At 70.3% G+C, this 7,521-nt stretch carries 8 protein-coding genes; 3 read left to right on the forward strand and 5 right to left on the reverse strand.

Annotated features, from left to right (window positions below; genetic code table 11):
* On the reverse strand, positions 1-600 hold a 600-nt coding region (locus VHW64_RS04815; protein ID WP_329649377.1), incomplete at its 3' end, for a FadR/GntR family transcriptional regulator.
* Entirely contained in the window at positions 590-2,188 is a 1,599-nt protein-coding gene (locus tag VHW64_RS04820) for an AMP-binding protein (protein ID WP_329649378.1), read from the reverse strand. The genes VHW64_RS04815 and VHW64_RS04820, both read right to left, overlap by 11 nt.
* Before the next feature lie 99 nt (positions 2,189-2,287).
* On the opposite strand from VHW64_RS04820, the gene VHW64_RS04825 reads away from it, so the two are divergent.
* Genes VHW64_RS04825 through VHW64_RS04835 form a run of 3 tightly spaced genes read left to right on the forward strand, consistent with a single transcriptional unit; the run spans position 2,288 to position 4,952 of the window.
* Positions 2,288-3,079: an enoyl-CoA hydratase-related protein gene (locus tag VHW64_RS04825; protein ID WP_329649379.1), complete on the forward strand. Its 792-nt coding sequence runs from the start codon at positions 2,288-2,290 to the stop codon at positions 3,077-3,079.
* Positions 3,080-3,108: 29 nt separating this feature from the next.
* Positions 3,109-4,086, forward strand: coding sequence for a nitronate monooxygenase family protein (locus VHW64_RS04830; RefSeq protein WP_329649380.1), 978 nt, complete (start codon positions 3,109-3,111; stop codon positions 4,084-4,086).
* A 56-nt stretch (positions 4,087-4,142) separates the two neighbouring features.
* Positions 4,143-4,952 (forward strand): SDR family NAD(P)-dependent oxidoreductase, encoded by an 810-nt coding sequence (locus tag VHW64_RS04835; protein ID WP_329649381.1) that lies wholly within the window; start codon positions 4,143-4,145, stop codon positions 4,950-4,952.
* 18 nt (positions 4,953-4,970) lie between these two features.
* Here the strand turns inward: VHW64_RS04835 and VHW64_RS04840 are convergent, their stop codons facing one another.
* The 3 genes from VHW64_RS04840 to VHW64_RS04850 form a co-directional block, all read right to left on the reverse strand.
* Complete coding sequence (locus VHW64_RS04840; RefSeq protein WP_329649382.1) at positions 4,971-6,152, reverse strand: acyl-CoA dehydrogenase family protein; 1,182 nt, start codon at positions 6,150-6,152, stop codon at positions 4,971-4,973.
* Entirely contained in the window at positions 6,149-7,234 is a 1,086-nt protein-coding gene (locus tag VHW64_RS04845; protein ID WP_329649383.1) for a phosphotransferase family protein, read from the reverse strand. The genes VHW64_RS04840 and VHW64_RS04845 overlap by 4 nt, the downstream gene beginning before the upstream one ends.
* 54 nt (positions 7,235-7,288) lie before the next feature.
* Positions 7,289-7,521 (reverse strand): acyl-CoA dehydrogenase family protein (locus VHW64_RS04850; protein ID WP_329649384.1); only part of this gene is annotated, 233 nt, incomplete at its 5' end.

Raw genomic sequence — 7,521 nt, forward strand, 5'->3', positions numbered from 1 at the left:
CTGCTCCTCGTTGCCACCGGCGTTGGCGACGTGCCGCTCGGTCGCAGCCTCCAAGATGATGTCGATCATGTTGCGCAGGAGCGAGACCGTGAGGTTGCCCGCCATGTCGACCAGCGCCCGGTGGAACTCGTGGTGGATCTCCAGCGCGCTGAGCAGGTCGTGCTCGAGGTCCTGGCCACGCAGGTTGATCTCGCGGAGCCGCTCGAGCCCGGCCTTGGAGGGCTTGGGACCGAGCAGGTCGATGGCCGCGCCCTCGAGCACCTCGCGCGCGTCGAACACGTCCTTGAGCCGGGCGCCCTGGGACTGCAGCACATGGGCCGCGTAGCGGGCCGCGACGTCGGGACGGGGCTTGTGCACACGGGCGCCGCCGTGGGCGCCACGGCGCACGGTGATCAGGCCCTCGGACTCCAGGATGCGATAGGCCTCGCGCAGCGTCGGCCTCGACACCGAGAACTGCTGCATCAGGTTGGACTCCGGGGGCAGCGGGTCCTCCTCCGACAGGTCGTCGCTGACGATGCGCTGCCGCAGGTGGGCGGCGATCAGCTCGGCGGCCTTGGGGATCCGCAGCTGGACCGGACCCACGGGGTTCCTACTCGCCATGCGACGACCTCTCTGAGACCCGGTCACGATCGGAGGGGAGACCCTCGCCGACCAGGCTCTGAACACGCTCGCGAAGCTGCGCGCGGATGATCTTCATGCTGGAGTTCTTAGGGAGCTCGGCGACGATCTCGTAGTGGCGCGGCACCTTGAAGTTAGCCATGTGTCCGCGTGCCCATTCGAAGCATTCCTCCGTCGTGAGAGCAACTCCGGGAACCGGAACGATGAACGCGCAGGGCACCTCCCCGAGTCGAGCGTCCGACACGCCCACCACGGCCACTTCCGCGACCCCGGGGTGCAGGAGGAGCAGTCGCTCGACCTCGGCAGGATACACGTTGAAGCCCCCGACCAGGATGACGTCCTTCTTCCTGCCCGTGATGTGCAGGAAGCCGTGCTCGTCGAGGGATCCCAGGTCGCCGGTGCGGAGTCTTCCGTCTCGCGTGAGGACCTCCTCGGTGGCATCCGGGTCGTCCCAGTAGCCGCTCATCACGACGTAGCCGGAGACCAGGATGTTCCCGACGTCGCCGGTCGGGACCGGGCGGTCGTCGTCGTCGACGACCACCACCTCGACGCCCGGCGCAGGCCGCCCCACCGAGTCGGCGACGAGCTCCGGATCGTCCCCCGCCCGTGAGTAGGTGCAGATCGCACTGGACTCGGTCAGGCCGTAGCCGGTCAGCACCTCGATGCCGAGCCGGTCGCGCATCTGGCGCACCAGGTCCGGCGACACGTTCGTCGCCGACGGCACCGCGAGTCTCAGGGAGGACAGGTCCTGACGGTCGGCCTGCGCCAGCAGCTCGTTGAAGATCGTCGGCGGGCCGATCATCATCGTCACCCGGTCCCGAGCCACCCGGTCGGTCATCGCCCGCGGCTCGAAGCGCCGCTCCGGCAGGACCAGGCCGCCGTGGAGGAGGGCGGCGAACCACCCGGACTTGTAGCCCAGGGCATGGAAGAACGGGGGGATCAGCAGGAACCGGTCCTGGGGGCGGAAGGCGAAGCCGACGCCCAGCTCGCCATAGGCGCGCAACGACTGTCCGTGGGTGAACATCACGCCCTTGGGATAGCCGGTCGTCCCCGAGGTGAACAGGATGTCCGAGACGTCGTCGGCGGCGACCGACGCGATCTGGGACCGGGCCACCTGCTCGGAGACCGTTGCGCCCGCGGCGAGGAAGCACTGCCACTGCGCAGCGTCGTCCAGGCCCAGCCACCTCTCCGGCGAGGTCCCGCTCTCGCGGATCATCGGCTCCCGCTCGGCCCTGCCCTCCAGCACGACGCCGCTGGCTCCGCTCCGCTCGAGGATGTAGCCCAGCTCGGCGCCCTTGAACCGGGTGTTGAGCGGGACCAGCACGCCGCCCGCCCCCTGGATGCCGAGGGCGCTCACCATCCAGCCGGCGGAGTTGGACGCGCACAGGCCCACCCGATCACCTGGCCGGACACCCCAGGCCATGAAGCCCCGGACCGCGGCCAGGACCTCGCGACCCAGGTCGGCGTACGTCCACCGGACCTCGTCGTCCCAGACCGCGGGTCGATCGGCAAAGCGGCGACAGGACTCGAGCACCCCGTTGACGGTGCTGTCGAAGTTCTCGAAACCCAAGGCCCCGTCCCTTTACGTTGGCCGACCGTCCGGGTGAACAGCCTAGAGATATAAATGAATATACTGATAGCCTCGCGATGCCTCAAGACGGAGGGAACGATGACGGCTGACGACGCGCTGGTGCTCGAGCGCTCGGTGGGTCATGTCCGCGTGATCACCCTCAACCGTCCCGCCGCGCTCAACTCCGTCCATGCAGACCTCGCCGTCGCCCTGTCCCAGGCAGTCGACCGGTTCCAGGCGGACCCCGACGCTCGGGTGGCCGTCATCACCGGCACCGGACGTGCGTTCTGCGCGGGCGCCGACCTCAAGGCCATCGCCCGCGGCGAGGACACCCTCCTGCCGGGACATCCGGAGCTCGGCTTCGCCGGCCTGACCCAGCGCACGCTGACCAAGCCCCTCGTCGCCGCGGTGAACGGCCTGGCCCTGGGAGGCGGCGCGGAGCTCGTCTTGGCCTGCGACCTCGCCGTGATGAGCGAGGACGCGGAGCTCGGCCTGCCCGAGGTCGCCCGCGGCATCTTCCCCGGCGGTGGGGGTGCGATCCGCCTGCCTCAGCAGGTGCCGCTCAAGCTCGCGATGGAGAAGCTGCTCACCGGCGACCGGATCAGTGCCGCCGAGGCACAGGCCTGGGGGCTGGTCAACGTCGTGACGCCAGCGGACGACGTCGTCTCCACCGCCCTCGACCTCGCCGGCCGGATCGCCCGCAACTCGCCGCAGTCGGTGCGCGTCACCCGGGAGCTGGCGCTCGCGGCCGCAGGCGCCGGCTCGCCGTGGGCGGACGTCGTGTGGGCTCGCAACAGCGAGCTCAACGAGACCATCCCGTTCACGGAGGACGCGCTGGAGGGCGCACGCGCCTTCGTGGAGCGCAGACTCCCGGTCTGGCAGCTCCGCTGACCCGGACAAGACGTCGCGAAGGAGAACCCGTGCTCACGACACGCTTCACCGAGATCTTCGGGATCCGGCACCCGATCACGTGCGGTGGGATGACCGGCGTCGGCACCGCGGAGCTGATCGCCGCAGTGGCCGACGCGGGCGCCCTGGGCTTCCTCACCGCACTGACTCAGCCGACTCCCGAGGCGCTCCGCGCCGAGATCGAGCGGACGCGTGAGCTGACGGACGCGCCGTTCGGCGTCAACCTCACGATCCTCCCGACGATCAGGCCGGTTCCGTATGACGAGTACCGGCAGGTGATCTGCGAGTCGGGGGTCGGCGTCGTCGAGACGGCCGGGAGCAATCCGGCTCCCCACCTGGCCGACTTCCACCGCGCCGACGTCAAGGTGGTCCACAAGGCAACCTCCGTCAAGCACGCCCTCGCGGCCGAGCGGGCCGGGGTCGACGCCATCAGCATCGACGGGTTCGAGTGCGCTGGGCATCCGGGGGACGACGACCTCCCCGGGCTCGTCCTCATCCCCACGGCGGTCCGAGCCCTGAGCATTCCCGTGATCGCCAGTGGCGGCATCGCCGACGGCGCGGGCCTGGTGGCCGCACTGGCCCTGGGTGCCGGCGGAGTCAACATGGGGACCCGCTTCATGGCGACCGTCGAGGCGCCCATCCACGACAACGTCAAGCAGCAGATCGTCCGCAACAGCGCCCTGGACACCGACATCGTGTTCCGCGAGTTCCGCAACACCTCACGGGTGGCCCGCAACTCCGTCTCGCAGGAGATCGTGCGCCGAACCCGGCTCCCCGGCGCGACGTTCGACGACGTGGCCGAGCTCGCGTCCGGGGTGCGCGGCCGCGCCGAGGTGCTCCAGAAGGGCGAGATGGAGGGGGGCATGTGGTGGGCCAGCCAGGCCCAGGGCCTGATCGACGAGGTGGCGACCTGCGCCCAGGTGGTCGACCGGATCATCGCCGATGCGACGCAGATCATCGGCTCGCTGCGGGGTCTGGTCGTCGCGTGACCCCGTCATCCCCCTCGTCCCCCTCGTCATTGGCGCCGCCGTCGACCTTGTCGCCGTTGTCGCCCGCAGCCGAGCTCGTCGACCTGCACGACCGGGTCGCCGTCGTCACCGGCGCCGCCCAGGGCATCGGCTTCGCCATCGCCCGACGACTCGCGGAAGCGGGCGCCGCCACCGTGCTGACCGATCTCCGTGAGGACGTCGAGCTTGCTGCGGAGCGCCTGCGCCGGGAGGACGGCGCGGCCGAGGTCGAGGCGGTCGTCCTCGACGCCTCCTCGGTCGACGACCAGGAGGCGCTCGCCGCCGGCGTCCTGGCCCGCCACGGACGGCTCGACATCTGGGTCAACAACGCGGGCATCTACCCGGTCCACCCGACGCTGTCGATGACGCCCGACGAGTGGCGCTCGGTGCTGTCGCTGAACCTGGACGGCACGTTCTTCGGCGCCCAGGCTGCCGGCAGGCGGATGGTGGAGCGGGGCCAGGGCGTGATCGTGAACGTCGCCTCGACCTCGGCGTTCCGCGTCTCCAACGACGGGGTGGCGCACTATGCGGCCTCCAAGAGCGCTGTGACCGGCCTGACCCGCGCCCTCGCCCGCGAGCTCGGCCCGGCCGGCGTCCGGGTCCTCGGCGTGGCTCCGGTCCTGACCGTGACAGAGTCGACGGCAGCCTCCACTCGTCAGGTGGCCGCGGCGCAGGCGTCCGGTACGACGGAGGACGCGGTGCTCGATCGCTACGCGTCCCGCATCCCCCTACGCCGTACGGCGACTCCGGAGGACATCGCGCGCGTCGTCCTCTTCTGCGTCAGCGACCTCGCGCAGTACGTCACCGGCCATACGGTGCCGGTCGACGGCGGATTCCTCGTCGTGTGACCCGACGCCGGTCGGCCCTCACACGTCGTACCAGGGCGCCTTGCTGATGTCCTTGCCGATCAGGCGCGCCAGCGTGTAGCGGTGGACCTCGTCGGGGCCGTCGTAGATGCGCGCGTAGCGCGCCCGCCGGTACATCGCCTCCAGGGGCGTGTCCGGGGTGACGCCGAGCGCTCCGTGCGCCTGGATGGCTCGATCGATCACGTCGTGGAGCAGCTTGGCCCCGCGCACCTTGATCATGCTGATCTCCATCCGCGCCAGCGAGCCGGAGTCGACGGCGCGGGCCGCCTCCAGGACCGCGGCCCGGTGGTAGAAGATGTCCATCGCCGACTCGGCGATGAACGCCTGGATCTCACCCTTCTCGCTGAGCATCGACCCGTGGACATACCTACGCTGTGAGTACTCCACGAGATGCTCGAAGGCCCGCTCCATCTGTCCGAGCCAGCGCATGGCGTGGAAGATGCGGCCGGGGCCAAGTCGCCGCTGGCCGATGACGAACCCGTTGCCGCGCTCACCGAGCAGGTTGGTCACGGGAACGCGTACGTCGGTGAGCCGGATCTCGCAGTGGTCGCCCATGATCGTGCGCTCGGTGCCGAGGGTCGGGACGGCGCGGAGGACCTGGTAGCCGGGGCTGTCGGTGGGCACGATGATCGCCGAGACGCGGCGGTGCCGGTCGGCGTCCGGGTCGGTCACCGCGAACACCGTCGTGAACGCCGCGATGTTGGCGCCGGTCGTGAACCACTTGTGGGCGTTGACGACCCACTCGTCGCCGTCCAGGACGGCGGTGGAGGCGATCAGCGTGGGGTCCGAGCCCGCGACCTCCGGCTCGGTGAGGCCGACGGAGGAGCGGATCTCACCGGCCACGAGCGGCTTCAGCCAGCGCTCGCGCTGCTCGTCGCTCGCGTTCTCCTTCAGCATCAGCGAGTCCTGCATGGACCAGGTGCCGACGGCCTTCTGCCCGTAGAACGACCGGCCGATGACTTCGTTGAGCAGGGCCGTCTCCATGAACGTCCGGCCGCCGCCGCCGATGTCGGCCGGGTGACCGAGCGCCCAGATGCCGCGGCTCTTGGCCTCGGTCTTCAGGGACTCCAGCTGGGCGGTCGCCGCCCCGTCGCCCCTGTCCATCACGGGCTCCGCCGGGATCACCTCGTGGTCGATGAAGTCGCGGACCCTCTCGCGCACGTCCTCGAAGGACTCGGTCATGGTGTGGGCTCTCCGTTCGTCGAGGCGAGGGACGCGGTGGTGGTGCCGGTCAGCCGGGCCAACACGTCGTCGGCCTCCTCCAGGTGCAGGGCGACCGACTCGCCCAGGGCGATGTCGTCGGCCGAGAGGTCTCCCTCGGCGAGGCGACGCAGATGGATCGCGTCCTTGATGATGGCGGCTCGCCAGTGCTCGAACGCGAGGTAGAAGGACAGCTGGCTGACGTCCGCGCCGGTCTGCTCGGCGTACACCTCCACGAGGGCGCCGCCGTCGAGAAAGCCCGGGTGCTCCGCGATGTGCTGCGAGGGATGCGTCACCCGACCGCAGGTCGGCTCCCAGTAGACCAGCAGATGCGCGAGGTCTGTCAACGGGTCGCCGAGCGTCGACATCTCCCAGTCGAGGATGGCGGCGATGCGGACGATCGGATCGGTCGTGACCAGGAGGTTCCCGAGCCGGTAGTCGCCGTGGACCAGCGTCGAGCGGGCCTGCCGCGGCAGCCGGCGCAGCAGCCGCTCCCCCAGCTCCTCGACCTGTGGGAGGTCGCGGTGCTCGACCGAGCGCCACTGCCTCAGCCAGCTCTGGATCCGCCGCTCCACGAAGCCTCGGGGCCGACCCAGCCCGACGAGACCGACGGCCAGGGGGTCGACGTCGTGCAGTCCGGCGAGCGTGGTCACCACCGCTCGGCTGAGCTCGGTCCCGGCGGACGGCGTGAGGGACCGCACCGCCGCCGCGGCGTGCAGCGCGGCTCCCGGCACGAACTCCATCAGGTAGAACGACTCCTGCACCACCCGGCGGTCCTCCGAGTAGGCGATGACGCGCGGGATCGGCAGGGAGGCCTCGCGGAGGGCGTTCAGGACCGTGAACTCCCGCTTCATGTCGTGGGCTCGCGGCGCGGTGCGGCCGAGCGGGCGACGCCTGAGCACGTAGGCCTGCCTGTCGGTCTTCAGCAGGAACGTGAGGTTCGAGGCTCCTCCGGCGAGCAGTGAGATGTGGAGCGAGGTGTACGCCGGGACGACCCCGGCGAGGAACTCGTCGAGGGCGCGGCGATCGATCAGGTCACACGGATCCGCGACGGGATCGACCATGCTGTGCGCCTCCTCGGAGTCAGGCCAACAGCATAATCATATATCTCTTTTATGTCATAGGGCCGAAGGGGCCCCTCCATGGACCGCCGCGAGCGCCGACAGCCCCGCCCGTTCGAGGAGCTGTCGGTGACCCCCGTCGGCCTGCTCGAGCGCCTTCCCGTGCTTGAGCCAGATCTGCAGGTCGTGCTCCCAGGTGAAGCCCACGCCACCGTGGACCTGCAGGGCCACCCGGTTGCACTCGGCCTCGGCCTCGACCGCGCAGATCCGAGCCAGACAGGCGGCGTCCG

Origin of the sequence: Nocardioides sp. (assembly GCF_036267815.1) — a bacterium.
Taxonomy (GTDB): Bacteria; Actinomycetota; Actinomycetes; order Propionibacteriales; family Nocardioidaceae; genus Nocardioides.

Coding starts and splice junctions, on each gene's coding strand:
- VHW64_RS04825 (WP_329649379.1), top strand. CDS start 2,288: ATGACGGCTGACGACGCGCTGGTGCTCGAGCGCTCGGTGGGTCATGTC.
- VHW64_RS04840 (WP_329649382.1), bottom strand. CDS start 6,152: ATGACCGAGTCCTTCGAGGACGTGCGCGAGAGGGTCCGCGACTTCATC.
- VHW64_RS04845 (WP_329649383.1), bottom strand. CDS start 7,234: ATGGTCGATCCCGTCGCGGATCCGTGTGACCTGATCGATCGCCGCGCC.